Origin of the sequence: Streptomyces sp. NPDC046985 (genome assembly GCF_040644415.1) — a bacterium.
Classification (GTDB): Bacteria; Actinomycetota; Actinomycetes; order Streptomycetales; family Streptomycetaceae; genus Streptomyces.
Map to the genome: position 1 here is coordinate 36,423 of NZ_JBEYWK010000022.1, position 24,517 is coordinate 60,939.

A 24,517-nucleotide genomic window follows, 5' to 3' on the forward strand; every position below is an offset into this window, starting at 1 on the left:
AGGTAGCACGGCGACGGTCGCCCGCCGTGCTCGCGCTGAGAGCGGTCTTTGTAAGTGAGAGTTGACAAGCCGTCTGACCTGCGCACTATTAGTTTGATAAGTGTCGAAGCAGTGCAGGCGTGGGACATTGGAAATGAGAGTGCTTCTGACCAGCGCAAACTCAAAGCTGATCGCGCATCGCTTCGATGCAGGCGCCCCGGGCTGCGTTCGATCGGTCCCGGGGGTACGGGGTTCCGAGGTTCATGCCGTTGTCGGTGGTGATCGGTGGTTGCTGCCAGGCGAGGCTCATCTGCGCGCCTGCTTCCGCTCGGGCCGTGGCCACGAAGGTCGCGTACGGTCCCGCGACGGCCGATGCCTCGATCTGGAGCCACGCCTGGTGGAAGGCCATCCGAGCCAGTAGGCCGCTGACCTCGTCGGTGAGCTGCTGCCGCACGGCGGAGGAGGACTTGGGGCGACGCCGTATGCGGTACGGCATCTCCAGGTACTCCTCGACCGCCGTCAGGGCCTCCGCGAATGTCTTGGCCCGACGCTCCTTGCGTACGGCCCGCTGGTTGAGGGCGTACGTCAGGAAGGCGCCGAAGAGGGCGATGCAGGGGACTATCAGTGCGGCTGTCTGGGCCCAGGTCCAGCCGCCCTCCGTCGCCTGTGTCTCCGCGACGATCTGCACACGTCACTCCCCGGCATGCCGTGAGGGGCATCCTCCATCAGCCACTGGCCGCCCTGCTCACCGCCGGTGAGCCGCCAGTAGTGTTCGAGGAACAAGTGTGTGCGGACAATCTCGATGAGGTCCAGAAGCCCTTTCGAACTCGTCCATCGGTGCTCGTCCGGATCGAGCGGAAACCAGAGGCAGAGGGCGTCGTCGAACGAGTACCGGTGCTTCGACGGGGCCCCGGGTTTGGCGTGGACGCGCGGGAAGTCCTCCGGCCGCAGGCCGTACGTCGGGTAAGGCGGGTCCGCGTAGAAGCGGATCCGGACGTCGATGGGGTCGGGCTCGCCTATGACATCGAGACCAGCGAGTCCGTACGTCAACGTCCCTCGGTCGTATGTGTGTTGGAGTGCGTCGCCGAAGTGTCGCCGGGCGTCTCGTTCGAGCGGGGCCCACCATGGCGGCTGGGCCCCGTACCAGAGGGGCACAGTGTCAGTCTCCCCAGGCCCGGGGTCGGGTCGGCGTGACGAGCCGGGTGGCGAGCCCAAGTCCCGAGGCGGCCGTGCCGCCGGCGAGGACGGTCTGCGCGAGGCGCCCGGCCTCCTCCTGCGTGCCGTCCGCGTCCGGCACGAGCTCCGGGAGGACTTGGTGCAGCGCGTGCTGAGCACTCAGCGGGCGCCCGGCCTTCTCATGCTCGATCGCCAAGTCGATGTACTCCTTTGCGGTGCACAGCCGCTTGTACACGTCGCGGCGCGGCATGTTGAGCGGGATCGGTCCGGCCACACCGGCCGGGTCGGGCGTCGGGCCCTTGTCGATCTCGTCCGCCGCGTAGGTGAAGAAGGTCTGCAGCGCGTTGATGAGCGGCATGGGCTCGTCGAGGCAGCCGAGGCAGAGAGCCTTGATGTTCCAGGAGCACATGGGCTTGCTGTGGGTGCCGTTCCAGTGTTTCAGCAGACGGACCGTACGGGCGAAGACGACCTTCGTGTCCTCGATGGCCTGGAGGACCATCCGCGTGTGGGTGATCGGGTCGGCGCGGTCCCACTGGTCTGCGATCTTCGTGTTCGGGATGTACAGCCCGCGGCCCGAAAGATGGGGGAGCGCGGTCATCACGTCCGCGGTGAAGTCGGCCTGGCCCTGCGTGACAGGGTCGCCGAACCGTACGAGTACGGCGCGGCGGCGGCCTTCGACTTCGATGGTGAGCTTGTCGAACTCGTCATCGAGGTCCTCGTGGATCACCTCGCGGACCTTCTCCATGAGGTCCAGGGCGCTCTTCTTGCCGGGGCCGTACGGCTCGGCGTCCTTCTTGGTGAGGACGACGCCGAGGTCGACGTCGGTCAGGGGGGTGTTGGCGTCGCCGTGCGCGACGCTCCCGTTGTAATAGGTGGTGGAGCCGGGGAAGGCCCGGCGCGAGGACGCGGCCAGGAGCTGGCGGCGGCGCTTGGCCTCGGCGAGCTCCTCGTCGGTCACCTGGATCTCGCGGCGCCCTTCGTCGAGGAGCTGCGCAAGGGACTCTTTTCGATCCATCGGTACCTCTTCCTCTGCCAGGCGGCAATCGGTAGACGCTGCACGTGCGTTGGCTCGCCGAGGCAGCGCAGGTGTCATGAGCGGGGGTCGCGCCATCGGTGCGCGAGCCGGGCGAAGCGGGAGCGGAGGGTGTCGCGTCCGGCCCGGGCGCGCTCCGCCGCGAGGTGTCGTCCCGTGACGGTGGGGGCGGCATCGCCCAGGGCGAGCAGTGTTGTGTCGTACGGGCATCCGGGGTTGCACCCTTCGGTACGACGGTCGAGGGTGCCGGTGGCGAGGTGGTACAGGTGGGCTCCGTTGTCACTGACCCCGGCGGGCGCGGCCACCATGGTGATGAACTGGACCAGTTCGGCGGCCGCGGCAGCGGTGGAGAACACGAAGACGTTCTCCTTGCGACGCAGCGGATGGTCGGCGGGCAGGCCCCTGATGTAGGAGGGGTCCTCCAACAAGTTGTCGCGCTCCATCGGGACGTACGCGGAGTCGTACTGACCGAGGCATTCGAGGCAGGCTCGGCCCGGGGCGGCGATGTGGGCACGCCATTCGGCACCTTGGAGACCGCCGCCGCGCGCGTCGACGCTGACTCCGCCGTCGACGACGGGGATGAGGTGCGCGTACGCGAGCTGGTTGAGGACGTGACGCGGCCACGGGCGGTCGACGCAGGAGAAGAGCACGTCGCAGTCGGCGGCCACCGCGAAGCCGTCCGGCTCGGTGATGCTTGCCTCCAGCGCGGTGACCTGGAAGGCCGGGGCGGTGGCGGCGCGACGGGCCTCGCGCGCGGCGAGGCGGACTTTGGGCCGCTTCACGCGGGCGTCACGTGATGTGGCGTGCAGGAGGCGGTCGAGGTTGACGGTCTCCACGGTGTCGAAGTCGAAGAGGGTGAGGCGGCCTATGCCGGTGCGCGCGAGGGCCTCGACGATCAGCATGCCGACCGAGCCGGTTCCGACCACACCGACATGGAGACGGGCGAGCGTGTCCTGGGTCTGTTGACCCCACGCGGAGAGACTGCGTTGCTGTGCGCTCGTGACGCCCGGCGGGTGGAGCAGGGCACTGTTGAAGGTGACGGTGAACTCTTCGCCGACGACGCGGACGCTCTCGGCGTGGCGCGGTCGGTAACGCCGGGCCCCGTGTCGCTGCCAGATCCGGGCGCTGTGCCTGCCGTCGCCCCCGGCGAAGGTCATCCCGAGTAGAGGGTGGTCGGTGAGCGCGAGGGCCTGCGCTGCGAAGGAGGCTTCCGCGTCGTGGTCGATCTGGTTCAGACGCTGCCAGCCATACCCCTTCGGGTGGGAGTGGATCAGGCCCACCCCGCAGCCGCGTTCTGAGGCCAGGGCTGCGGAGCGCAGGAAGTAGGCGCTGGTGAAATCGACGGTGCCGTGCACGATGCGCTCGTCTTCGATGGGCAGCACGACATCGGCCAGCACCGCGGTGGTACGACGGGCACCGGTAGCCGGACGCCACAGGACGAAGCAGCAGTCCTCGTGCCCGTCGGCACGGCGAAGGTGCTCGCCGAGTCGTCCGGCGAGCGGCGCGGGTACGGCGGCACTGAACCGGGTGATCATGCCGCTGCTCACTCGCCGAGCTGTGCGAACATGGTGCGCAGGTGGCGTAGGTAGCCCTGGACACTGCGGTCGGCGGCCCAGTTGGCGGCCGGACGGCTCCAGTACTCCCACTCCGTTCCCAGCCCGGAGAGGTGGACGGCCCCATGAGGGTGTCCGAGGCGTGGGCTCACGTGCGGGCCGCTGGGCGGGGTCGTGGGGAAGTCCGCCGCGGCCTGTAGTCCGATCTTGACGGTCTGCCCGGCGTACGAGCCGGCCTCGATCGTGTAGTCGAAGACGATGAAGCCGTTCTGCTGCTGGGGCGCGTAGCCGGTTGCCCGGAGGCCTGCCAGCAGCGCGGCAGGCCCCCAGAGCGGCCCGGTCGTGGTCATGAGGTCGGGGTCGGGCCGGTGGACAGCGACACGAACTTCTCGTGCTCGTGCACGGTGATCGGCTCCTCCCTCCGTCCCTCGAAGGACTCCTGGTGGCGACCGGTGATCTTGACGAGGTAGTGGCCGGCGGGGTCGATTCCCGCCAGCCGCAGGATCTCGTCCGGCGTCGTGTGGCGGGGCACCCCGGAGACCGGCTCGCGGTCCACGGTGATGGTGACGGTCTTGAGGGCGGCGTCTGCCATAGCCATGGCGAGACCTCCTTGTCTCCCGGCGATGCCGGGATCAAGCGGACATGGACCGCGACGTGCTGGTCCCGTGAGCAGGCACAATGATCCGTCGCGAGATTTACATGCACCAAATCGGTACATGCAAACTCTCGATCTTGCGCCGATGTTAGCATGCACCAAGCCTGTTAATGCAAATGATTCGTGAGGCGGCTGGTGGAGCTCTCCTACCTCGACGTCGAGCTGGCCCTGTCCTGCAACGACGACGCCATGCGTGAGCGCCGCTACGGCCCGGCGCTGTCCGCGGTGCTGCGGCGGCGGCTGGCGGAGATCGACGCCGCGGCTCATCTGGCAGCCCTGTCGTGCCTCCCGGCGGCCAGGCTGCGCCCTTGTCCGGACGGCGGTGGCCTGCTGCTCGTGTCTTTGGGGCCGTATGCGGATCTGCATCTGCGTCCGCGCGCCGATCCCCCTCCCCGGCTCGCCGACGGAAGACTCGACTACGCGGGCGTCCGAGCTGTGATCGTCACGGATGTCCAGCCCGAACCCGCAGTGTTCAACTCCCGCCCCGTACCCCTCCATGCCCGAAGAGAGGCACCGTGATGACCCCCGGCGCTGACCCGACCGCGTACGCGCCCCAGACTGTCCCTCCCCCAGGGGAGACCCTGAAGGAGACCCTGGAGGTCCTGGGGATCCCGCAAGCCGACCTTGCTCGCCGGACCGGGCTCTCCACCAAGCACATCAACCAGGTCATTCAGGGCACCGCTGCGCTGAGTCCCGACACCGCCCTGCTGCTTGAGCGTGCCACGGGAGTGCCCGCCGGGCTGTGGAACGCGCGGGAGGCCGCCTGGCGCACGCAGCTCGCCCGAGAGGAGGAGGAGAAGGCCCTGGCCGGACATCTCGGCTGGCTCGACCACTTCCCTCTGCGTGAGTTGGTCAGCCGCGGCATTCTGCCCGACGGGTCCAAGAGCGTGAAAAACCTTCGGCGGCTGCTCGATTTCTTCGGTGTGGCCACTCCCGAAGTGGCCCACAACGTGTGGCGTGGTTACCAGGCCGCGTTCCGTCGATCCTCTGTGCTCAGTCCCAACGAATATGCGACCGCGACCTGGCTGCGTCTGGCCGAGCATGAAGCGCGCAACCAGCACTGCGAGCCGTACGACCGAGCGGCGCTCACCGCGCTCCTGCCCCGCCTTCGCGAACTGACGCTGCAGGAGCAGGCCATTTGGTCGGAGGAATTGCCGCGACTCTGCGCTCAGGTGGGAGTTGCATTGGTGTTCGTCCCGGCACTTACCAAAACGAACGTCTCCGGTGCGACGCGTTGGCTGACGTCCGACAAGGTCATGGTGGCCCTGAGCGACCGGTTCAAGACAGACGACCAGTTCTGGTTCAGTCTCTTCCATGAGCTCGCGCATGTCCTGCTGCATGGCAAACGGCTGACCTTCATGGACGATCGCAAAAACCTCGCGCCTGACAAGCGTCACGAAGACGCAAGCGAAGATGAGGCGAACGCTTTCGCAGCCAATATCCTCCTGCCGCCTGAGTACGCCGCGGCGTATCGAAGACTGGCTGCCACCCCCTATCTCTCGCTCGCAGCCATCGAAATCTTTGCCCGTACTGCGGGCATCGCGCCAGGCATCGTCGTCGGAAGGCTCCAGCACGAACGGGTTTACGATTGGGCTAAGGGCAACGGTCTCAAGCGCAAGGTCATGCTCGGCTAACAGAGGCCACTGAGTCATCAGCCCTCGAGGTCAGGGCTGTATCTCATTTAGTGAGCGTTTTTCAACCTCGGTAGGTCGGGTTCTCAACGTGGTGCAGGGCGAGGACGGCCTGCACGATCGTGGTCGTCCGGGATGGGCTGCAGCGCAGCTTGGTCAGCAGCTTCCACGTTTTCAAGATGGCGACGGCACGTTCGCCACGGGCGCGGATGCGGGCGTGGGTCTTGTTCACGGCCTTCTGCCGGGCTGACAGTTTCGGCCGGTAGCGGTGCTGCTTGAACGGTGTACGCACGGCGCCGCCGGCGCCTTGATAGGCATTGTCCGCAAAGGTCATCACCGTCGCGCTGGTCAGCGCGTCGATGATGCCACGGGTCCGGGCGGCGGTCAGGTCGTGTGTCGAGCCCGGGCAGCGCGGCCGAGGCCCAGACGAGACGTCCCGCAGCGTCCGCGATGACCTGGACGTTCATACCGTGGCGGCGGTGTTTTCCGGAGTGATAAGGCTTCTGATGGTGGACACGGTCGATCGGGAAGGGTGCCGCCGAGGATCGCGTAGGCCAGGAGGCGGATCCGGGTCATGGCTGTCTGCAGGTGCTCGGCGGTGGCCACCCCGATCTGGAAGCCGGCTGCCAGCCGGGTGAACGTGTCGCCGTTGCGAAGGTGGGCCAGCGCCAGCAGCGGCCGGGAAGCGAGGGCGAGATCCACTGAGGGGCGTGCTCGCTGTGGGCGACGACGCTTCGACCTCTACGCGGTGGTCAAGTGCCTGTCTGGCGACGCAGCGGGGTCGGTGTGTACGCCGAGATCTGCTCTCGCAGATCGGGGATGTCGATGCTCAGGCGTTCGGCCGTCTCGGGGAGCCGGACTCCGGGGATCGTGGCCGCCAAGCGGAGTACGTCCTCGTGCAGTGAACACTCCAGCTGAGTGTTGTCACGTAGGTGTGCCCGCGCCTGTGCTGCGGCGTCGTGGATGAGCGCCTGGAGCTGCTCCGCCGCTGGTGCAGGTGCGGGAGGCGCCGTTCGCGCCGGAAGGTCCGGCGCGGGCCCGTCGGTCCACTCGGGTGTGTATGTAGGCAGCAGGGGTGGTTCGGCGCATTCGCGGTACCAGGCCCATGCGTGGTGGGCAGGGATGTGGATCTTTCCGCCGGGCGTGGTGCGGGTGGTGGTGACGGGCTGGTCCGTGCCGGTGACCGGAGGGTGCTGCGGGGAATCTGCGGGCAGTCCGCGCAACGTGACGAAGTCGGCGGGGTGTGCAGCCAGGAGTGTGGTCACGGCGTGGGCGAGGGCGGCGGCGTGGCGGCAGGGCGAGCTTCCGCAGTCGCAGTCGAAGGTGATCTCTTCGGGCGCGGGCCAGGTGGGCACGCCGCCGGTGTGGTCCGGGTTCGTCAGGCATTCGGGGAGCTTGCCGGTGCGGACGGCTTGGTGGTGGCCGCAGGTGGGGGAGGTGGTTTGCCAGGCCGCGGTCTGGGCGTGGGTGAGGACCGGCATGGTGATCGCCGGGTTTGCTGATGCGGTGTGGTGCCGGTCAGTGGCGGTGGCGCTGACCCGGCCGGGTTCGAGGGTGAGGTGGGTGAGGCCGCCCGCGGACAGGTCGTTGTGACCGGCGAGCCAGAGAGTTTCGTCGTTGATGGCGGCCCGCAGGGGGGTCTCCCAGGCGTGGGCCCACGCGTTCGGGGTCATCGTTGTGCTCCCAGAGCGATCAGGTCGATGATCTGGTCGTCGGTCAGTTCGGTGAGGGCGGAGTAGCCGTCGGCGAGCACGGCGTCGGCGAGGGCCCGCTTGTGCTGGAGGAGCTCGTCGACTCGGTCCTCCAGGGTGTTCTCCGTGATGAGCGGGTGCACGGTGACAGTGCGCTGCTGGCCCAGGCGGTGGGCGCGGTCGATGGCCTGGTTCTCCTTCGCCGGATTCCAGGGGCGGTCGAAGAGCACGACGTGGCTTGCCTGGGTGAGGGTCAGGCCGGTGCCACCGGCTTTGACCGTCATCACCATGAGCTGGCCGGAGCGGGCCTGGAAGGTGTCGATGATGCGTTGGCGTTCGCGGAGGGAGGGGATGTCGCCGCTGTAGTAGAGCGGGTCGTGGCCGTGGCTGCGCAGGTGGCGTACGAGGAGCTTGGCCATGGTCCGGTACCGGGTGAAGATCAGTGTGGACTCGTCGGGGGCCGTCAGGGTGGGCAGCAGGTCGTCGAGTGCGCCGATCTTGCCGGAGCGGGACGCTGCCTGCTCGGTGTCGTAGTTGTCGTCTTCCAGGGAGTCCCTGAGGTACTGGGCGGGCGTGTTGCAGATCTGCTGCAGTTTGTTGAACAACTCGAGCAACAGGCCTTTGCGGTGAACTCCTTGGGCGTCGCGGATCGCCTGGAGGGTGTCGTCGGCGGTCTGTTGGTAGAGCTGGATCTGTTCGTCGCTGAGGCCGACAATGCGCGGCCGGATGTCCTTGGGCGGCAGCTCGGTCAGGATGCCGGGGTCGCTCTTTCGGCGGCGCAGCATGAACGCGCTCATGAGACCGGACAGCCGTGTGGTTCGCTCGGTGTCGGCGATGTTGTCCTCGATAGGGCGGGCGAACTGGTCACGGAAGATGCGTTGCGTGCCGAACAGTCCGGGGTTGAGCCAGTCCATGAGGGCCCATGCCTCGGTGAGATTGTTCTCCACCGGAGTGCCGGTCAGGGCCACCCGAGCGGTGGTTCGGACCCGGCGCAGGGCGCGGGCGGTGGCAGTGTGGTGGTTCTTGACCATCTGGGCTTCGTCGGCGACGACCAGGTCGAAGGACAGCAGGGCCAGCAGGTCGACGTCGCGGCGGAGCGTCTCGTAGCTGGTGAGGACGATCGTGCGGGAGGTGGCGTCCTCAAGGGTGCGGTCGGCCCCCAGATAACGCAGGGTCGGCACAGTCGGGGCGAACCGGTGGACTTCCCTCTCCCATGTGACGACGACGGAGGCCGGGCAGACGATCAGGGTCGGTCCGGTGGCACCGGTCGTGGTGGGTTCCCGGCGGTGCAGGTGCAGCGCCAGCGCGGTCAGGGTCTTGCCCAGACCCATGTCGTCTGCGAGCAGTGCGCCGAAGCCCGCGTCGGTGGTGTTCGCCAGCCAGGCCAGGCCCAGTTGCTGGTAGTCGCGCAGTGTGGCCTGCAAGGCTCCCGGCGCGGCGACGGGGGTGGTGCGGGATCCGGTGCGCAGGAAGTTCACGAGGTCGGCGAGCGCGGCCGCCGGCTCGCAGGGCATGTCCTGCCCGTCGACGTCGATGCGCCCGGTCAAGGACGCTCGGAGGGCCTGGTCCGAGGAGATCGGGCCGATGCGGCGGTCGGTGGCACGGCGGGCGGTTTCTTCGTCGACCATCACCCACTGGCCCCGGACCTTGGCCAGCGGTCGTGGCGCTTGGGCGATGTCGTCCATCTCCTGGTCGGAGAGATCGGTGTCGCCGAGTGACATCTGCCAGCGGCCGTCCAGCACGTCGTCGAGGGAGAACCGCGGACGGGTCACTGCCGCAGCCGCATCGGGCAGTCCCCCGACAACTGCGCGGGTGCGCAGCAGGTCGGTCCACTGCTGGTGCCAGTACACGTTCAGGCCGGCCGTCTCGAGTTGATCGCGTGTGGCACCCAGCAGCAGGACGGCCTCGCTGGCGAGCAGGGTGAACTTGTCGGGTACCGGGCATTCGAGGAGCCGTCTGGCCGGCTCCCACGTCTCGGCGATGCGTCGCAGCCATCGGCGGATGTGCCCCACCAGCGCCTCGTCGCCAGCTACCTGCTTAACCGGGCGGAATAGCTGCTGCTTGCGGCTTTCCGCAGCGGGCTGGGAGACCAGCAGTTCGGCCCACAGCAGTTCCGTGTCGTTGGGGCTGCCCTTCTTCGGGGCCTGTACGGACAGTTTCAAGTCCAGGGTCGGCGCCTCGGCGCGATCGTCCTCGGCCCGGTCGGCCCACTGGTGCAGTGCGGAACTGTTCTGCTGCTGCGGGATGGGGGCGGTGAACGGGGTGTGTCCCAGGATCGCTGAGGTGCCGGGGCCGCGCAGCATCGCCTCGGCGACCGCGTCGAGTCCGGCGCGGATCGCGACACGTGGCGCCCAAAGGAGGTAGGGCCGGGTGTCGGTGGCGGCCCCGCAGTGCGCGGGAGGCACCAGGGCCTGGCGCAGTTGCCGTGCGCGCTGGCGCTCGTGTTCGTTGAGCGGGCCCAGGCGCCACACGTCGGCGCCGTTGCTGTCCAGCGTCGGGTACACCCGGCCGTCGGCCACCACAGCCAGCCCGAGCTGGAGCAACTGATGCCACAACTGGACGGACGGGGCGGTCTTGTCGCCGTCGGAGGTCCGGGCCAGGGCGTTGGCCAATAGCCGCATGGGCACCTGCCAGCATTCCACCGGGCGGGGGCCGACCGCGAGGCCCTGTCCGGGCAGGATGAGGTCGGCTGTGCAGCGTCTGATCGGCTTGTGGCAGGGGGCCTCCAACGGGAGCCCGTCGGCCTGGAAGAGCAGGAAGCGGCCGGTTCCGTCCTGCAGGTCGATGGTGATCTCCATACCCTGCTGCAGCAGTTCGACAAGCATGTCCTCCGCAGCTGCAGCCTCATCGCGGTCCGCGAGAGGGCCGCCCGGATTACGGTGCGCGCCCACGGCTCCCGCACTGGCAGCCGCCGCTTCCGGAGCGGTGGGACCTTTCTGGCCGTGGCCCTGCCCCTCCATGGGAGTGGCCAGCAATTCGACCATGGTCTCAGCAGCCTGACGTTGCGCCTCGCGCTTGTTGGCCCCATGGCCCTCGGACTCCAACCACTCCGAGTGCACCTTGCAGGTGATCCGTGCGACGAATCCCGCGGCACCCTTCTCGGCCTCGGGGTCCTCGATACGCAACTTGCTGATCTTGCCGGTCTGTTTGAGCTCGTTCAGGAGCATCAGCGGGTTCTTGCCACCGAGTTCCGGCACCGGGATACGGCCCAGGCGCAGACCCCGGCCTGCCTTCATGGCGCGCTGGACGATATCGAGCAGTTGACGCGCGGCCGACACCCGCGTGCTTGAGCGGCCCAGCCCCCGCTCGGTAACGGTGAGCAGCTCACCGCGGTGTTCACAGGCGGCAACGGACACGAACAGCGGCTCCAGGCCCGTGATGCCGGGTGCGCCTTTGAAGACGAGCTCGCTGATCGCACCGGACTCGGCCATGGCCTGCAGCTGCTCCTGCGGATCACTCTCCTGTGCACGGCGGCTGCCCGTCGCCGGGAGCGGCTGGGCGCCCTGAAGCGGCAGCGGCGCTTGCAGGGGCAGTCCGGCCAGCTGGGCCAGGAGCCGGTGCGCGACTGCTCCGCGCGCCTGTCTCTTGTTGTTGCGCCAAGGACCGAGCTCGCTGATCTCCTCTCCGTCGACCCTGCAGGTAGCGCGCATGCGGAAGAGCGGCGGGCCGGGCTCGCTCTTGCGCACCTCTTCTGTATAGGTGGGCGTCGCTGCATGACGCAGGGATTGATGCAGGGTCAGCACGGCTACCGCGACACTGGGATCACCCGCCGCGGCCAGGGCCGCCTCGCGAGCGGGCAGCCACGCTGCAGCAAGGGCGTTGAACAGAACAGCGTGCAGGTCGCGCGGAATGAGTTCGCCTGCGTTGATCCGCAAGACGACCTCGGTCACTTCGGCCGGAGCGATCCGGGGGCGTTCCAGAGCATGTTGAAGTCGGTTCGGGAAGGATCCATCCCGGGCTTGGGCTGGTGGCGAAGCCGATGAGAAGCGCCCGGCGGGCACCCATCCGGCCAGAGTGCTGTCCTGCTCGACCGGCTCGGCCCCGCAGAGGTGACCGAGCAGGCTCACAGCCGCGCACTGGTGGGCGGCCTTGCGGCTGGGGCGCGTCACCACGGCACCGTGGGCGCTCGTTCCGGGCTCCCGCCAGCCGGCCTGAGCGCTGAACAGCTTCGGGTTCGCACTGGGCACCTCACGAATCATGAAGGCCGACGCGGCGCCGATGTCCTGGCAGTGCGTATGAAGCACGGAGGTGGCCAGCTCGGGGCGTGCCGAAATGATCGCCCACGCGCCGGAGACAGCCGCTTGGGCGGAGGGGAGCGAGGCGGCTCGCATCAGCAGCAGACGCAGATCTTTGACGCCCAGGCGTCCGGATCCCCCGCGTGTGGCGGCCTCGGCATCCACCTCGGGAGGCATGCATCGGTTTGCCCACGCTGCCTCCAACAGCCTGGAGAAAACATGCGGATCCACCGACTCAAGAGCAACTCGGGAACCGGACGCGGGACGTGGCACACGGACAGTGGAATGCGGCGGTACAGGGGACATCTCAATCCTCACGGATAAGAATGAAGAAATGTGGCGGAAGCTAGCAAATCGTCACCATTGTGCTCGGCCTCCGGTGCGCAAGTCCCGCCCCGCTCTGGGGCAGAATGCCGCTGACCAGCGAGTTCTTGTGCGCGGCGGCCAGTCAGGAGAACCAGTACGCAGCCCCGGCGAGCGCCCCGTTCGGGGGGCAGATGATCAAGACAGTGCGATTCACCTGCCAGGAAGACGGAGGCCGCGTCCTCCCAGATGCCTCGGCGCCGGCATGCGGTCAGCGCGTGCCGGAAGCCATGGACGTCGCAAGGCTGCTCAGAGGCTCAACCACTCGATCACGTCGGACAGTTCCTGGCTCTGCTCCAGGTCCTGGCTGGCGCTGACGCGCCTTTTGTGGGGTACGACCGCTCGGCCGCTGTCAGTGGTGCAGCTCTCGCCCGGCGCGGCGCCGCAGTGCCCGCAGTTCAGGGTCAACGGCATCTGTTCGAGCTGACTCTTGTAGACCGTGAGTCTGGCGTACCGGTGGTCCCGGCACGCGAAGACTCCCTGGGGGATCGCACAGGTACCGCCGTCGTCCACGGGATGACCGCACAGCTCCTGGTCGCGTGGATCGTGATGCGCACACCGGTGGCTTCCCGGGTGGCGGTCGAAAGGGCAGCGCAGCCCACCGGAGTAGTCCACCCAGCGGGAGTCCTCAAGTTCCTCGTCCAGTGTCACGATGCACCGGTCCGGGAAGGGATCCGGGACGTCGGCGGGCAGCGGCCACTGGTGCTCGACGCAGCGCTCGTTCGGCGCGTCGACGAACGCCCCACAGGGGCCCCAGGCCGGATAGTTGGAGTAGCGGCCCGTGCGCGACGATGCCCAGTAGCACACCGGCCGGAGCACGGCGGCGAACTTGTCCCGCAGCTGACGGGCCTCGGGAACAGGCACAAATTGCAGGAGCCGGAAGGCTTCCTCCACCTCTTGCGCAGAGATCTCGACGCGCCGAGCGGCTCCATTGCGCCTACGTGCGATCACACTTGCCGGCTTGGGCGGAGTGGGGATGGTCGTCGCCATGGAGGCGATTTGTACCGCAGCGCGGCGATGCCGACACGGAGTACGCGCCGACATCGCCCACGCTGCCCAGAATCAGCGCCGAAGCGCTGCACGCGCATCGTAGCCAGAAGGCGGCGGAAAACCGTGCAGGCCGGGCGCTCCGAACCAGCGCATATCCGGCTCTGCCGACGTCGCGTCCTGAAGGACTTTGTGTTGATCCCGGAGTACTGCCCGTTTCACCAGGTCGAGGCGGCCTGCGGGCCCATGGCCCGGCTGCTGGAACAGGCGGCCTGCTCGCCCTGACGCCGAATGCTCCGGCCCGCCCCGGTCAGCAGGCGCCCGCCGCACCCGTCCGGGGTGCCAGGGACGACGGCCTGCCAGATGGCGTATAGAGCGTGACCCGGGTGCGTGACATGCGTTGAACGCGCCGTGCCGAAGACTGCATCCAGCCTCAGCAAGGTCAGCACTCCCCCTGACGGTGACCCGTCTGCGCTGCCATTCCTCTTGACCTCCGGGCAAGGGGAAGCCGCACGCACGTTGTTGAGCTACGTGGCCTCGCTGCCCCTGCCCGGTCCCGACGCTCAGTTGATCGCCGTGGTGGTGGCCATCCGGGCCGCACGGGGCGGTGCCGGCAACCTCACCGGGCAGGATCTGTCCGCCATGAGGCTGGGTAATCCGCAGGGAGCGGTTGACGCCCTGCGCGGCCTGGGCTGGCAGATCGACGACGCGCTCTTCGACGGTGACCCGTCGATGCCTGTCCGGATCGCCGTCCCCGCTTTGGCCCGGGAGGACGACCACCCACTTCCCTTCGGGAAACAGACGCGCTCACGGGTGTCCGGATGGGCCACAAGAGCCTTGTCGGCCAAACCGGTCAAGAAGCTGTCGCCCGCCGCACGGCTGGCCAGCCTGTTCCTCGCCGCCCACAGCACATCCAAGCTCCTCGGACGGATCCCGGCGGATCTCCCCGCAGCCTGCCGGGCCCTTCTGCCGGAACTCCTGCAGAAGGGCTTCCTGACCGAGGTGTCCGAGGACCGCTTCCTTCTCGCCCCCGTGGTTCAGCACCTGTCGGGACAGCGCTGCCCCACTGTGGAGGAACGGTCCGCCACCATCGCGACTCCCGAGCCCCAGTTCGATGCTGCTGCGTGGAAGCAGTGGAAGCACACGGCCACCCCTGCCCTACGGCGCCACGTCGAGGCCGTTGAGTACTGCGCAGTGTGCGCCCTCCCGGTGGAGCGGGTCGCGGAGGCATTCACCAGCGTCGCCCGCTCCCACTTCTTCTCCCAGTCCGTCAAGAATGCCTACGGCGAGTGGAAAGACGCCCACCCTGATCGTGGTCTGCAGGCCGCCGAGTTCACCGTGGTCTTTCGGGCCGAGCACGGGCACGGCCCCTCGTACGCCCAGTTGTGCGCAGGCCTGGGCTGGCCTCTGAAGGGGCCGCTACGTGGCTTCGTGTTGAAGCGTCTGCTGGCGAATGAGTGGCTGACAGACACCGGCACCGTGCCGTGGACCCTACGCCCGGGCCAGGCAGCTCAGGCCCAGGGCATCGTGCTGCCCAAGGCGCGAAGCACGGCCGTCGCCGCACAGGCCGGGGCGTAGTTCGAAATTTCATCCGCCGCTCGCGGTTCCGCGTGCGTGATCTGTCGGCGTTCCTGTCGGAGCGGTGGCCGGTCCGTCTGCCTGGGTCTGCGGCGTCAACGTCGGGCGTCTCGGGCTGGTAGATGTTCCGGCTCAAGTCTGGGTATCGCGAAGGAGTTTGACTATGGGGCGTCGGAAGATCGGTAAGCCGCGCAGGGAACGGCGTGCGGCGGCGGACTACTCGCTCGATCAGCTGGAGCCGCCCGGCGTCCTGTACGAAGAGTGGTTCCATGTCGAAGAGGGGATGGACACCTCGTTCGCAGCCAATGACCCTCGGATCGACGCCGATGCGCTCGACCTCGTGGAACGGCTTGCCCGGCTCGCGAAGCCGTACGCCGGCCGGGTGCCGCAGGCCGCAGTGCTGCTCGATATGGCGCTCGACTCCGGCTTCCTGCCGCTGCGTCAGGGCGACGGTGGGATCATGGTGCCGCTGGACGAGGCGGCCTCGATGTTCGCCGCAGGGTCGGTGAATCCGGATGAGGTACGCGAGAGCGTCCATTCCCTGCACGCGGTAGGCGCCCTGCTCATGGAGTTGGTCGAGGACACGGCGATCGGCCGCCTGGTCGCCCGTAGGCCCGTACACCCCGGTGAGCCCTGGGCTTTCGTGGACGATGAGCCCGAGGGCGTGGGGCCGAAGACGTGCATGCCCAACGGTGCCGTGGCAGAACTGACAGCGGAGGAGTTCGCCGCATTCGGCTATCTCCGCTCATGTGACGCCGCCGGCGACGAGGCAACCGCCGAGTACTTCTGCGAACGCATGGGCTGGCACGGGGACGTGGACCGGGCAAAGGAGTTGTTTACCGCCGTCGCCGAATCCGGCTGGCTGGAGGTGAAGGGCTGCCCGGCCTGCCCATCAGGACATCTGTGCACTCGGGACAGGAGCGAGGAGTCACCCGATCCGGTTCACCGGTGAAGCCGGGGCGCACGAATCTGTCCCATCCCGCTGATCACACCCTCACCAGGGTGACCGGCGGGGTCGGCAGGGAAGTAGCTGAGCTCCGATACGTTGGCCGCCATGAGGTATTTCGCCCGGAGACGCACCCCGTATCGCCATGAAGTCCAAACGGTGCCCTGCCCGCGTTGTGGTGCTCGGCCAGGCAACGCGTGCGTCGATGACGACGGGCGTGCGCAGGGCGTGGGCGTGAACCATCAAGAGCGGGTGAGGGCATTTCTCGACGTGCGCGAGCTGACAGAACCCAGCCCCGCAGGCGGGATGCCCTATCACCCTCCCTGTGAAGATGTCCGTGCTGTTCCCTGCCCGCGCTGTTCGGCCCGCCCATTCGAGTCGTGCTCCGGCGCTCGCGGCCAATCACGGAAGTCAAATCACTATGAACGGGTGACAGCCTTCACTGAGGTTTGAAACGGCCGGTCTCGGTCTTCGGTAGCTTGCCTAGAATTCAGCCCCTTCGGCCCCTTCGGCCCCTTCAGCCCCTTCAGCCCCTGGGAAGAGCCAGGTCCGGGTGGCGTGGAGCTCGCCGACAGGTTTCTGATCTTGTCCCATAGAGCCTGACCCAGAGCCCGGACTTCATCTATGTATTCGATGCCCACCTCGCGGGCCGTCTCCCGGGCTCGGGCCTCTCGCTCCTGCTCAGTGAGCAAGTCCGGCTCCTAGAGATCGTCGAGGAGGCTGACCGCTGCCGGAGCGCCTGACGCTGCCCCGGCAGCGGCTTGCTCAAGAAGTTCGCAATTGGTCTGCCCGTCCCGCGCCCGCCGCGTGGCGGCCTGGTGAATGTAGGCCTCGACGGGAACGTCTAGCTCGGCCGCGTGTTCGACGATGGCCGTATGCTCGGCGACTGAGAACGTCACCATGACGTTGAACTCCGGGTCCTCTGTGCTCAGCATTTTCCCCTGATGACGGCTGAAGGAAGATCATCGTCCGCTGGGGCGTGCACTTGTACGCGCGCAGACTTACCACCGTTACTGCCCCAGTGTCATCGAAGGGCGTGCGTGTACCCTGACGGCGGCAAGTTGCGTACGCCCCCACCGTCGCCCTCACGCCTGCACAGCGAGGGCAATGATCGGTCAAGGCCCCCAGGGCCCGCATGGTTGATGCACTCATTCTTCTCTCGCTCCCGCGAGGTGTGCAGGGTCTCGCGTTACGGAGTGGATCATGACGAAGGCCGGAAGTAACGCCCTCAAGCAGGAGGCTCGCGCGCTCGCGGCCCAGGAGGGGATTTCCTACACCGCGGCGCTGCGACGGCTCATCGAGGTCAGCAAAGAGCATGCGGATCGTCCGTGCCCACCGGACTGCCCGACCAAGGAGACGGTGCTGGTGAACGCGGGCGAGCCATGGGAGAGGGCCTGCTGCCCCGCTCACCAGCCCGACCTTGTCGCCGGCTGGGAGCTAGAAGGCGCCTATCCAAGGGCACGCTGGGAATTCCTCACCAACGGTGGAGTCGACGGCCCCTTGTTCCGGGAAGAAGATCGCTGGACTGGGGACTGCCGCAAGGACGCACCAGAGCTGGCAGCCTTCTTCCAGCGGTTGTCGCCTGTAGGGCAGGTCGAGTTCGCCCGCACCTGGAAGAACGCTTTCGACACCGAGTCGGTGGGCGTCGAACTGATCCTGCAACTGCGTCAGGCGGACGAGGACTGGCTCGCGCAGATGGTCCACGCCATGGAGCGCGAAGCGATCCGGAAGGAGCTGAGGGGCGCCCTCGGCAGCGATGAGACCGGGTTCGAAGAGATTGGCTTTGATGAGTTCAGCGAACCCGCCAGGACCGACCACTCGGAAGAGATCGACCATCTCGTCGACGTCATCGAGACCTCGACAGCGCTTCTGGCGATGTTGCTGAACCATCAGGAACTGACCATGAAGAGCATGGAGCAGGGGCGCTTCGCTGAGCTCGTACGGCAGCGCCACCGGGCCACCGCGCAGGAGGTCTTCGACGCAGCCGGCTGGCAGCTGCGCTCAGCGTCCGATTCCGAGGACGAGTAGGCAGGCCCCAGGGAGGAGGCCGCGCGCAATCAGGTGGGGATCGCGGCCTTCGCCAACGACACCATGGAACAGGAGTGAACCGGCGCGCTGCCCGCGTCCGCGTCGCTGCGCCGTTGTGTTCCGCCGCCTCCGTGGGCTCAGATTCCCGCGCGTGCGGGCAGCGGCCCCGGAGGCGTGCTGGATGTCCTGATGGAAGGACGCCAGCCTGAGGTTCCCACCGTCGCCCGTCTGATCCAGGCGATCGACGCATTCGTTGATGCTGCGCGCAGTCACCTCAACGGAGGAGACTCCTCCCCGTGAGGTGGCGCATCACCGGCTTTTGTCCGGCACCCGCAGTGCCATTTCCATGGCGCCGGGTTGGTGCTCTGCTGGGCGGGTTAAAGAAGTTGACCGAGCGCGGTTTCGGCCTTGTCCACGGCTTCGGTGAGGGCGTGCAGGTGGGCTTGCGGAAGGGTTCCTGCGCCGAGTCCGGATGCGGTGAGCACAGAGTCGAGTTTCTGTCTGTGCTGGCTGGTCAGATGAGCCTGGGCCGTGCGGTGGTTCAGGATGTCGCGGGCAGCGTACGCATCGAGACGGGCCACTTCGGCGACGGCTTCGTGCAGGACGGCAGCGTGGGGGCTGGCGCAGTCGCCGACCAGTTCGAGCGCGGCCAGTGCGGCTCTGGTCTGGAACGCTGCGGTCAAGGGGTCGGACGGGTCGAGCAGCGCGAGTGTTTCCTGCAGAGCGAGGTCAAGCTCCGGCTGCGGCGTGGGTGAGATCGCGGACCGGCAGCACAGGCGCAGGAGGGCTGCGATGGCGTTCTCCCACGGTTCGGTGGGGACTGTGGACTGGATCGTGTCGCGGGCCTGCTGGTCGAGGCCGCGTTCCATCAGCGACATGATCATGATTTGGCGGCCGTCGAGGAGGCGGTTGCCGATGCCTCGGTGCGAGGTCATGGCTTCGGCGGCCTCGGTCCACCGGCCGATCCGCGCCAGGGCTCTGGCGCCGTCGACGAGCACGGTGACCCACAGCTCCTCGCAGACCTTCCGGTGGTCGGCTTCCGTGTCGATCAGCATCGACAGATCGACGGTGTTGCCGCGGATCTCGGCTGTGCCGCGCTTCTGGGCAGCGCGGTACAGCCGTGTCAGTACGTCGTAGGCGGCTTCGCCGTCACCCTCACGGGTCAGCAGCCGGGAGATGTTGATCAGGGGCATGAGCGCCATCACGGCGACGTCTCCCGTGAGGTGTCCGGCGCCGGCGAAGGCTTTGTGCTGCTTCCAGCACAGGTCGGCCGCCAGGTCGGGCATCCCGGCGTCGGAGGCGATCAGCGCGGCGTAGTTGAGGACCCCGCTGGCGCGGGCCACCAAATCGTGGTGGCTCGCACCAGCGGGCGCGACGGTCAGCCCGTGAAGGTGGGTGATGCGCTCGTCCAGCGGTAACGCGGGCGCCTTGGGACGGCGGACCAGCGGAATGCGGCTGGCTATCGCGGGGATCATCGGCTCAGCCCTTGCGCGGCCAGTCGACGACGAGACGGCTGTAGGTCTTGTCGATGACGAAGCGCGGGTCGGCGGCCGTGAGCTGGTCGCGGGCGTCGCCGACGGCCATGCGGAAGGTGGGTTCCGGCGCGGTGTTGCCCCAGCCCTCGTCCCATTCGCGGATCTCGGTGGCGACCTGGTCGGCGAGTTCGGCGGCGTGGGAGCCGTGGCCGATGACGCCGATCTCCCAGAACCTGCCCTTGTCGTCCGCGCCCTCGCGGATGGTCAGGTAGGCCAGGGTGTCGCCGTCGAGGGCGGCCATGGAGCCCCAGCCGAAGTGCGGGGTGAACCCGGGCCGCTGGCCGGGGAGACGGGACAGGCCGCCTGGCAGCACGGAGGCCAGGTACAGGTACAGCCACTCCCAGGGGTCGCCCTGGCGGAACTTCACCCCTGTGTAGACCTTGGCCTGCTTCTGATCCAGGACGGTGCGGATCGCGTCGCGGTCCACCTCCTGCTCGCTGAAGGTCTCCAGGCGGACGTTGCCCTCGCCCTCCATGCGCACGAGGGTGTAGATGTCGTCGCAGACGCCCTTGCGCAGGGGCACGAACGTCGCCATCTCGCAGGAGACGGTCTTGAAGGTGTCGCCGTCCCGCTCGAAGGCGAAGCTGCGGGAGATGCTGCCGCGAATCCGCATCGGAAGGACGAGGCGGCCGCCGGGAGCAAGCTGGTCGAGGATCTTCGCCGGCACATCGCCCGCGCCGACGGTGAACTGAATGCGGTCGAACGGCGCGTGCTCGGGAAGGCCGGCAGCGCCGTCGGCCAGTACCGCGGTCACGTTCGATGCACCGGCCTGCGCGAGGTTCTTATTCGCGCCGTCGACGAGGTCCTGGTCGACGTCCACAGTCCACACGTGGCCGCCAGGGGCCACGAGCCGGCCGAGCAGGCGGGCGTTGTAGCCGGTCGCGGCACCGGCTTCCAGGACCTTGTGGCCAGGCTGCGCACCGAGCTGTTCGAGCTGGGTGGCGACGATCGAGGGCGCGGAAATGCAGGAGATCATCTCGCCCGTCTCGTCGTGCTTGGTGGGCACCGCGTCTTCGATGTAGGCCTTCTGGAGGTCGACGCCGGGGAGGAACTGGTGGCGTTCGGTGCTGCGGAAGGCGTCGATGACGGCGGGGGTGCGCAGGTGGCCGCTGTCGATGAGGCGGTTCACGAGTGCTTCGCGCAGTTCAGCGGGGTCGGTGACGGGTGTCACGGTGGTCTCCATTCGAGTGAGGTTAGGGTCCGGTGAGGCGGACCGGCGGGTAGACACGTCGGCTGCTTGGTCTTCGGCGAAGGCGACTTGGCGGCCCAGCCATGCGGTAGCGGCCTGCTCGCCGACCGGCACTCCGGCGCGGTTGAACGCGAAGACCGCGTGATGGGCGAGCACCGCGCGCAGGCCCCGTATCAGCCGCCCATCAGCGGCGAGCCACCGCAGTTGCCGGCCGGCCGTATCGAAGGCGGTGACGCGCTCGGCCCAGCCGGGCTCGGCGGCTGGCCGCAGGGCCGCGTCGGCGTTCATCAGACGGCGCATGGCCGCGACCGCCCGGTCGCGCGCGGGGCCAGCGGGCGGTGTGACGGGCGGTCGCAGGGCGGCGAGCTTCGCCCACACGTCACCGGCCTCGAACGGGTCCAGCCCGGCCGACCGGATCATGGCGGCCAACAGCAGCACACTGCGCTCTCGGGTGCCCGGGCTGCCGGTCTCGGACAGGGCGGCGCGACTGTCCGCGCAGAACACGTCGTGTGCGACGTCCATGCCTTCTCGGCCGCCGAACGCCTCGGTCTCGGGCTCGTAGACGCCGCCGACCCAGCCGCTGGCCTTCTGGTCGGCGACGAGGCGGTCCAGCAGGTCGGCCGCGGAGCGCTCGGCGCGCAGTCGCAGCCCTCCATCCTTGCGCAGGAAGTGGAACCGCTGGTTTCCCAGCGCGGACGACAGCGCCTGAGCGGCCTCGGGGGTTACGGCGCCGCCCGGGAACGACATGCTGGCATGCCACCAGTCCGGCTGCGCGGTGATCGGAAGGTTCTCGTCGTCGACGTCCATGATCGTGGGCACTCCTCGTCAGTAGGGGAGGACTGGGCTCGGGGGACTGGCGCGGTCAGGTGATCAACAGGGCTCTGGCCCAGCCCGTGGTGTTCGTGCCGTCCAGCGCCAGTCGCGCGCCGGTACGGCCTTCCATGAGGCCGGGCTTCGTCAGCCGCTCCAGGTCGGCGGCAAGGCGCTTGTTCATGTCTCTGATCAGCGGTGTGAACCGGTCAGGTGTGGGGCTGTCGTCGGCAACGGCGTGGGCCACGGTCACAAGGCCGGCCCAGCCGTGGCACAGCGAGGCGTCGGTGATCCGCCTCAGCAGGGCCGGGTCGGCGAGCGTGTGCGCGACGGTGTCCTCTGCCGCGAGCCTGCGGGCAGGGTCGTTCAGGGCGAGCGCGGCCAATTGCTGGGTACGGGCGATGCCGACTTGGCCGTAACACCAGGACGGGCGCGCGGTCTCCGGCTCGGGCGACTCCGGGGCCGACAACTGGTCGCGGGTGATCCAGTAGCGGGAGCCGTAGGTGTCCAGCCAGCGCGCGAACACCTCGATGGCCTCGTGCTGCCCCGGCACCCGGACGCCGTGCCTCACGGCGAGCGAGAGCGCCGCCAATGCCCCGGCGATGCCGTGTGCAACACCGTTGTTGGCGTGTCCGCCCGGCATCTCCTCGCCGGCGGGCCCGGCCGTGGACCACCATCCCGGCACCTGTCGGCCCTCGACGCGGACCGGCCGCGACAGGGAGATCAGGTAGGCCAGCACCCTCTCCAGCCGTGGCGAAGCCTCGCCGCGAGTCAGCAGCAGCGCGGCCAGCCCGGCAAGGCCCCGGATCAGGTCGAACTCAGCGAGATGCGGCAGCGCCCCGGAGGTCTGCCGCCGAGATGCTGCGGCCAGCCGGGTGTCCACGACACGGTCGACGGCGTCGCGGACATCCCGGCCGGCACTCCCGGCACAGTTGAGCACGAACTCCAGGGCCGGGGCGCCGTGAAACAGGGACGCATTGCCCCCGGCGCTGACGCCGCCCGCAACCGCCTGCGCGAGGTTGCTTCGCGTGGCGGCGAGGTCACCGCGCTCGATGTGCAGCAGCGCCATCCCGAGCGCGCCCTCGGAGAGGTCCTGCGTCCTGGGCATGGGCGTTGTCGCCGTCATGAGCGTGCCCGCAGCGGAACGACGAGGTCATGGGCCCGTCCGCCGATCCACCCGTCGGCGTCCGGCGGCGGCGCGTCGTGCAGGGTCGCGACTCCTGTCGGGCTGGCATCAAGATGGGCGCGCAAAAGGTCCAGGTGCATGTCCTGGCACAGGTCGAGGGGAAGGTGCTGGTCATCCTCGGCCAGGAGCACGCGGTCCGGCACGCGGAAGCGGCTCATCCAGGCCCGCAGTTGCCCAGCCCAATCATCCAGCGTCGCGGTACGGTCGGGCAGATCGCGAGCACGCACCTTCCATCGCGCGGACACCAGGATCGAACGGCGGTAGTGCAACGCCGGAGTGAACGGGAGGGTCCAGGCCGCACCCCAGTCGAACCACGTCACCTGCGGCGTGGCGGCCCGGCTGATTTCAGCCAGGAACCGGGCCAGTGGCGGGGTGTAGTTGTTCCACAGGAAGTTGAGCGCGGTCGGCGCGAGCAGTTCCAGGCGTGTGCCGGTGGCGGCCTCGGTGAGGTAGAGGCGGCCGTCGTGGATGCCGACGGCCAGGTCGGACGGGAACAGCACCCCTTTCCCGGGGTGGCGGAACTCGCCGACGCTGACCAGCCGGGGCAGCACGTGCGGGGCACGGGTGAGCAGGTCGGCCGGGACCCGGCCGGCGTGGAAGGAGAGCTGGGCCAGCTCCGCGCCGGGCTCGACCGTGGGCAGATCCGCGTACGTTGCACCGGCGTTGGGGAAGAGGTGCCAGAACCGGCCCGTCATCGAGCCGGCCGCGCGGGAGACGGTGGAGATGTGAAGGCGGAAGTTCCCGCCGCCCAGAGCACGCGTCGAGCGAGCGTGGATGCGCACGCCCAGTTCGAGGTGGGGCGCGAGGAGCGTGGGCGTGCCCGCAGCGGCCTCCAGCCCCTCGATCATCGCGCCGGTCAGGGCCACCGACCTGTTGCCCTCGACCGCCGCGGTACCGGCCAGCTCCAGCAGCAGCCGGTCGCGTCGGATCATCGGGCGGGGCGGCTCGGACACGTGGCCGAACCCGTCCGGAAAGCCCAAGCCCCTCTCGGGGTCCGTCACCACCTCCAGCGGCACCTCGACGTTCTCACCGAAACGGTCGGCGAACTTCTCGGCGTACCGGCGCCATACCGCGGTCCCCGTCGGATGCGCGGTGAGCCGGCTCAGGACCGTCGCCGCGGTCTCCGCCTCCGTCAGCACCGCCTGCGGCAGCCACACCGCGGCGTCCAGCCGCAGATCCGGCGCCGCCGAATTCCTCCGCGCGTCATCTCGCAGAGTGGGGGGCAAGGAGCTGGCTGGATCGATGACGGTGGCCGGAGCACGCAGTGAGGACCGCAGCAACCGCACCCGCAGCAGCTGAGCGAGCAGCCGGGATCGGCGGTGTGTGGCGGTGTCCGGGAACTCGGCGGCGAGCTTGTCCGCCAGCACCGAGTAGCGAATCGGTGAGCGTGCCACGTCGAGGACCAGCGCGACTGCGGGCGTCAGCGCGAGGGAGAACTCCGAGGCGCCATCGGAGGGAACGCATACGCGCTCGCCCCGCTGCCGTGCCAGGTTGTTGACGCAGACCTCGACGTCGGCCATCCGCTCGGCGTCGTCCTCCCAGTCGCTGATCGCCGCGTCCAGCGCCATCGGGTCCGGCCGAGCAACTGCCTCGTGGCGGTCCCCGACGCGGGCCTCAGTCCTGTCGCCGAACCCGATCAGCGCGACGCCCGCGAACATGCCGAACGGTGTGGAGCGGCGCGTGTATCTGATCGCGTACCGGGCGGTGGCCAGGGCCGCCCGCCTCACCCGGCGTACCTTCGGTGATCGCCCGTCGATGATCGCCCCGACCTGGCGGGCCAGGTCGGGGCTGGCGCTGGAGACAGCCTGCCGAAAGGTGTCATCGGCCCACACCGCAGTCAGCCACGAACGCCAGTGTTCGAGCGGAGCTGCGGGCCCCGGCCAAGGCGGCATGTCAGGCCCGGTGAGATTCACCGCGGCACGCAGCATCCCTTCACCAGCAC

18 protein-coding genes and 1 pseudogene are annotated in these 24,517 nt (G+C 68.5%); 5 read left to right on the top strand and 14 right to left on the bottom strand.

The genetic code is table 11. The features are described 5' to 3' along the window. Positions 1-160 precede the first annotated feature (160 nt). From ABZ861_RS25745 to ABZ861_RS25765, 5 genes are all read right to left on the bottom strand, one after another. Positions 161-667, bottom strand: coding sequence for a hypothetical protein (locus ABZ861_RS25745; protein ID WP_361634437.1), 507 nt, complete (start codon positions 665-667; stop codon positions 161-163). Between the two features lie 471 nt (positions 668-1,138). Then, on the bottom strand, positions 1,139-2,170 hold the full coding sequence (locus ABZ861_RS25750) for a hypothetical protein (RefSeq protein WP_361634440.1): 1,032 nt from the start codon (positions 2,168-2,170) through the stop codon (positions 1,139-1,141). A 74-nt stretch (positions 2,171-2,244) separates the two neighbouring features. Continuing rightward, positions 2,245-3,735: a ThiF family adenylyltransferase gene (locus tag ABZ861_RS25755; RefSeq protein ID WP_361634443.1), complete on the bottom strand. Its 1,491-nt coding sequence runs from the start codon at positions 3,733-3,735 to the stop codon at positions 2,245-2,247. Then, the gene (locus tag ABZ861_RS25760; RefSeq protein ID WP_361634446.1) at positions 3,732-4,091 is read right to left on the bottom strand and encodes a hypothetical protein; all 360 of its coding nucleotides are present in this window, start codon (positions 4,089-4,091) and stop codon (positions 3,732-3,734) included. The genes ABZ861_RS25755 and ABZ861_RS25760 overlap by 4 nt, the downstream gene beginning before the upstream one ends. Further along, positions 4,088-4,339, bottom strand: coding sequence for a hypothetical protein (locus ABZ861_RS25765; RefSeq protein WP_361634449.1), 252 nt, complete (start codon positions 4,337-4,339; stop codon positions 4,088-4,090). The genes ABZ861_RS25760 and ABZ861_RS25765 overlap by 4 nt, the downstream gene beginning before the upstream one ends. A gap of 180 nt (positions 4,340-4,519) precedes the next feature. On the opposite strand from ABZ861_RS25765, the gene ABZ861_RS25770 reads away from it, so the two are divergent. Together ABZ861_RS25770 and ABZ861_RS25775 are read left to right on the top strand one after the other, a co-directional pair. After that, a complete protein-coding gene (locus ABZ861_RS25770; RefSeq protein WP_361634452.1) occupies positions 4,520-4,915 on the top strand; it encodes a hypothetical protein in 396 nt (131 codons plus the stop codon). Further along, entirely contained in the window at positions 4,915-6,030 is a 1,116-nt protein-coding gene (locus ABZ861_RS25775) for an ImmA/IrrE family metallo-endopeptidase (RefSeq protein ID WP_361634665.1), read from the top strand. Before ABZ861_RS25770 ends, ABZ861_RS25775 begins: the two co-directional genes overlap by 1 nt. A gap of 61 nt (positions 6,031-6,091) precedes the next feature. Here the strand turns inward: ABZ861_RS25775 and ABZ861_RS25780 are convergent. The 4 genes and pseudogenes from ABZ861_RS25780 to ABZ861_RS25795 all read right to left on the bottom strand — a co-directional run bounded on the left by ABZ861_RS25780 (position 6,092) and on the right by ABZ861_RS25795 (position 13,306). Then, a pseudogene (locus ABZ861_RS25780) lies at positions 6,092-6,783 on the bottom strand (transposase family protein). Further along, positions 6,780-7,700 carry a hypothetical protein gene (locus ABZ861_RS25785; RefSeq protein WP_361634455.1) on the bottom strand — a complete coding sequence of 307 codons (921 nt, stop codon included), beginning with the start codon at positions 7,698-7,700 and terminating at the stop codon, positions 6,780-6,782. Before ABZ861_RS25785 ends, ABZ861_RS25780 begins: the two are co-directional and overlap by 4 nt. After that, positions 7,697-12,130: an SNF2-related protein gene (locus tag ABZ861_RS25790; protein WP_361634458.1), complete on the bottom strand. Its 4,434-nt coding sequence runs from the start codon at positions 12,128-12,130 to the stop codon at positions 7,697-7,699. The genes ABZ861_RS25785 and ABZ861_RS25790 overlap by 4 nt, the downstream gene beginning before the upstream one ends. A 435-nt stretch (positions 12,131-12,565) precedes the next feature. After that, complete coding sequence (locus ABZ861_RS25795; protein ID WP_361634461.1) at positions 12,566-13,306, bottom strand: hypothetical protein; 741 nt, start codon at positions 13,304-13,306, stop codon at positions 12,566-12,568. 408 nt (positions 13,307-13,714) lie between these two features. Here ABZ861_RS25795 and ABZ861_RS25800 point away from each other — a divergent pair, with 408 nt between their 5' ends. Together ABZ861_RS25800 and ABZ861_RS25805 are read left to right on the top strand one after the other, a co-directional pair. After that, the gene (locus ABZ861_RS25800) at positions 13,715-14,881 is read left to right on the top strand and encodes a hypothetical protein (protein ID WP_361634463.1); all 1,167 of its coding nucleotides are present in this window, start codon (positions 13,715-13,717) and stop codon (positions 14,879-14,881) included. A 163-nt stretch (positions 14,882-15,044) separates the two neighbouring features. After that, complete coding sequence (locus tag ABZ861_RS25805) at positions 15,045-15,833, top strand: hypothetical protein (protein WP_361634465.1); 789 nt, start codon at positions 15,045-15,047, stop codon at positions 15,831-15,833. 695 nt (positions 15,834-16,528) lie between these two features. Here the strand turns inward: ABZ861_RS25805 and ABZ861_RS25810 are convergent. Next, positions 16,529-16,762 (bottom strand): hypothetical protein, encoded by a 234-nt coding sequence (locus ABZ861_RS25810; RefSeq protein ID WP_361634467.1) that lies wholly within the window; start codon positions 16,760-16,762, stop codon positions 16,529-16,531. 268 nt (positions 16,763-17,030) lie between these two features. Between ABZ861_RS25810 and ABZ861_RS25815 the strand changes: the two genes are divergently transcribed. Then, positions 17,031-17,855 (top strand): hypothetical protein, encoded by an 825-nt coding sequence (locus ABZ861_RS25815; RefSeq protein ID WP_361634470.1) that lies wholly within the window; start codon positions 17,031-17,033, stop codon positions 17,853-17,855. 377 nt (positions 17,856-18,232) lie between these two features. Here the strand turns inward: ABZ861_RS25815 and ABZ861_RS25820 are convergent, their stop codons facing one another. The 4 genes from ABZ861_RS25820 to ABZ861_RS25835 are packed head-to-tail and all read right to left on the bottom strand — an operon-like array spanning position 18,233 to position 24,467. Next, positions 18,233-19,330 (bottom strand): hypothetical protein, encoded by a 1,098-nt coding sequence (locus ABZ861_RS25820; RefSeq protein ID WP_361634473.1) that lies wholly within the window; start codon positions 19,328-19,330, stop codon positions 18,233-18,235. 4 nt (positions 19,331-19,334) lie between these two features. Continuing rightward, the gene (gene fxlM / locus ABZ861_RS25825; protein WP_361634475.1) at positions 19,335-21,386 is read right to left on the bottom strand and encodes a methyltransferase, FxLD system; all 2,052 of its coding nucleotides are present in this window, start codon (positions 21,384-21,386) and stop codon (positions 19,335-19,337) included. Positions 21,387-21,441: 55 nt separating this feature from the next. Then, complete coding sequence (locus tag ABZ861_RS25830) at positions 21,442-22,497, bottom strand: lanthionine synthetase C family protein (RefSeq protein WP_361634478.1); 1,056 nt, start codon at positions 22,495-22,497, stop codon at positions 21,442-21,444. A gap of 14 nt (positions 22,498-22,511) precedes the next feature. After that, positions 22,512-24,467 carry a lantibiotic dehydratase family protein gene (locus ABZ861_RS25835; protein ID WP_361634481.1) on the bottom strand — a complete coding sequence of 652 codons (1,956 nt, stop codon included), beginning with the start codon at positions 24,465-24,467 and terminating at the stop codon, positions 22,512-22,514. Between the last annotated feature and the right edge of the window lie 50 nt (positions 24,468-24,517).

Excerpts from the sequence above, each read along its gene's own strand:
- ABZ861_RS25750 (WP_361634440.1), bottom strand. The coding sequence starts at position 2,170 with ATGGATCGAAAAGAGTCCCTTGCGCAGCTCCTCGACGAAGGGCGCCGC.
- ABZ861_RS25760 (WP_361634446.1), bottom strand. The coding sequence starts at position 4,091 with ATGACCACGACCGGGCCGCTCTGGGGGCCTGCCGCGCTGCTGGCAGGC.
- ABZ861_RS25765 (WP_361634449.1), bottom strand. The coding sequence starts at position 4,339 with ATGGCTATGGCAGACGCCGCCCTCAAGACCGTCACCATCACCGTGGAC.
- ABZ861_RS25775 (WP_361634665.1), top strand. The coding sequence starts at position 4,915 with ATGACCCCCGGCGCTGACCCGACCGCGTACGCGCCCCAGACTGTCCCT.
- ABZ861_RS25785 (WP_361634455.1), bottom strand. The coding sequence starts at position 7,700 with ATGACCCCGAACGCGTGGGCCCACGCCTGGGAGACCCCCCTGCGGGCC.
- ABZ861_RS25790 (WP_361634458.1), bottom strand. The coding sequence starts at position 12,130 with ATGCCTCCCGAGGTGGATGCCGAGGCCGCCACACGCGGGGGATCCGGA.
- ABZ861_RS25795 (WP_361634461.1), bottom strand. The coding sequence starts at position 13,306 with ATGGCGACGACCATCCCCACTCCGCCCAAGCCGGCAAGTGTGATCGCA.
- ABZ861_RS25805 (WP_361634465.1), top strand. The coding sequence starts at position 15,045 with ATGGGGCGTCGGAAGATCGGTAAGCCGCGCAGGGAACGGCGTGCGGCG.
- ABZ861_RS25810 (WP_361634467.1), bottom strand. The coding sequence starts at position 16,762 with ATGCTGAGCACAGAGGACCCGGAGTTCAACGTCATGGTGACGTTCTCA.
- ABZ861_RS25815 (WP_361634470.1), top strand. The coding sequence starts at position 17,031 with ATGACGAAGGCCGGAAGTAACGCCCTCAAGCAGGAGGCTCGCGCGCTC.
- ABZ861_RS25820 (WP_361634473.1), bottom strand. The coding sequence starts at position 19,330 with ATGATCCCCGCGATAGCCAGCCGCATTCCGCTGGTCCGCCGTCCCAAG.
- fxlM (WP_361634475.1), bottom strand. The coding sequence starts at position 21,386 with ATGGACGTCGACGACGAGAACCTTCCGATCACCGCGCAGCCGGACTGG.
- ABZ861_RS25830 (WP_361634478.1), bottom strand. The coding sequence starts at position 22,497 with ATGCCCAGGACGCAGGACCTCTCCGAGGGCGCGCTCGGGATGGCGCTG.
- ABZ861_RS25835 (WP_361634481.1), bottom strand. The coding sequence starts at position 24,467 with ATGCCGCCTTGGCCGGGGCCCGCAGCTCCGCTCGAACACTGGCGTTCG.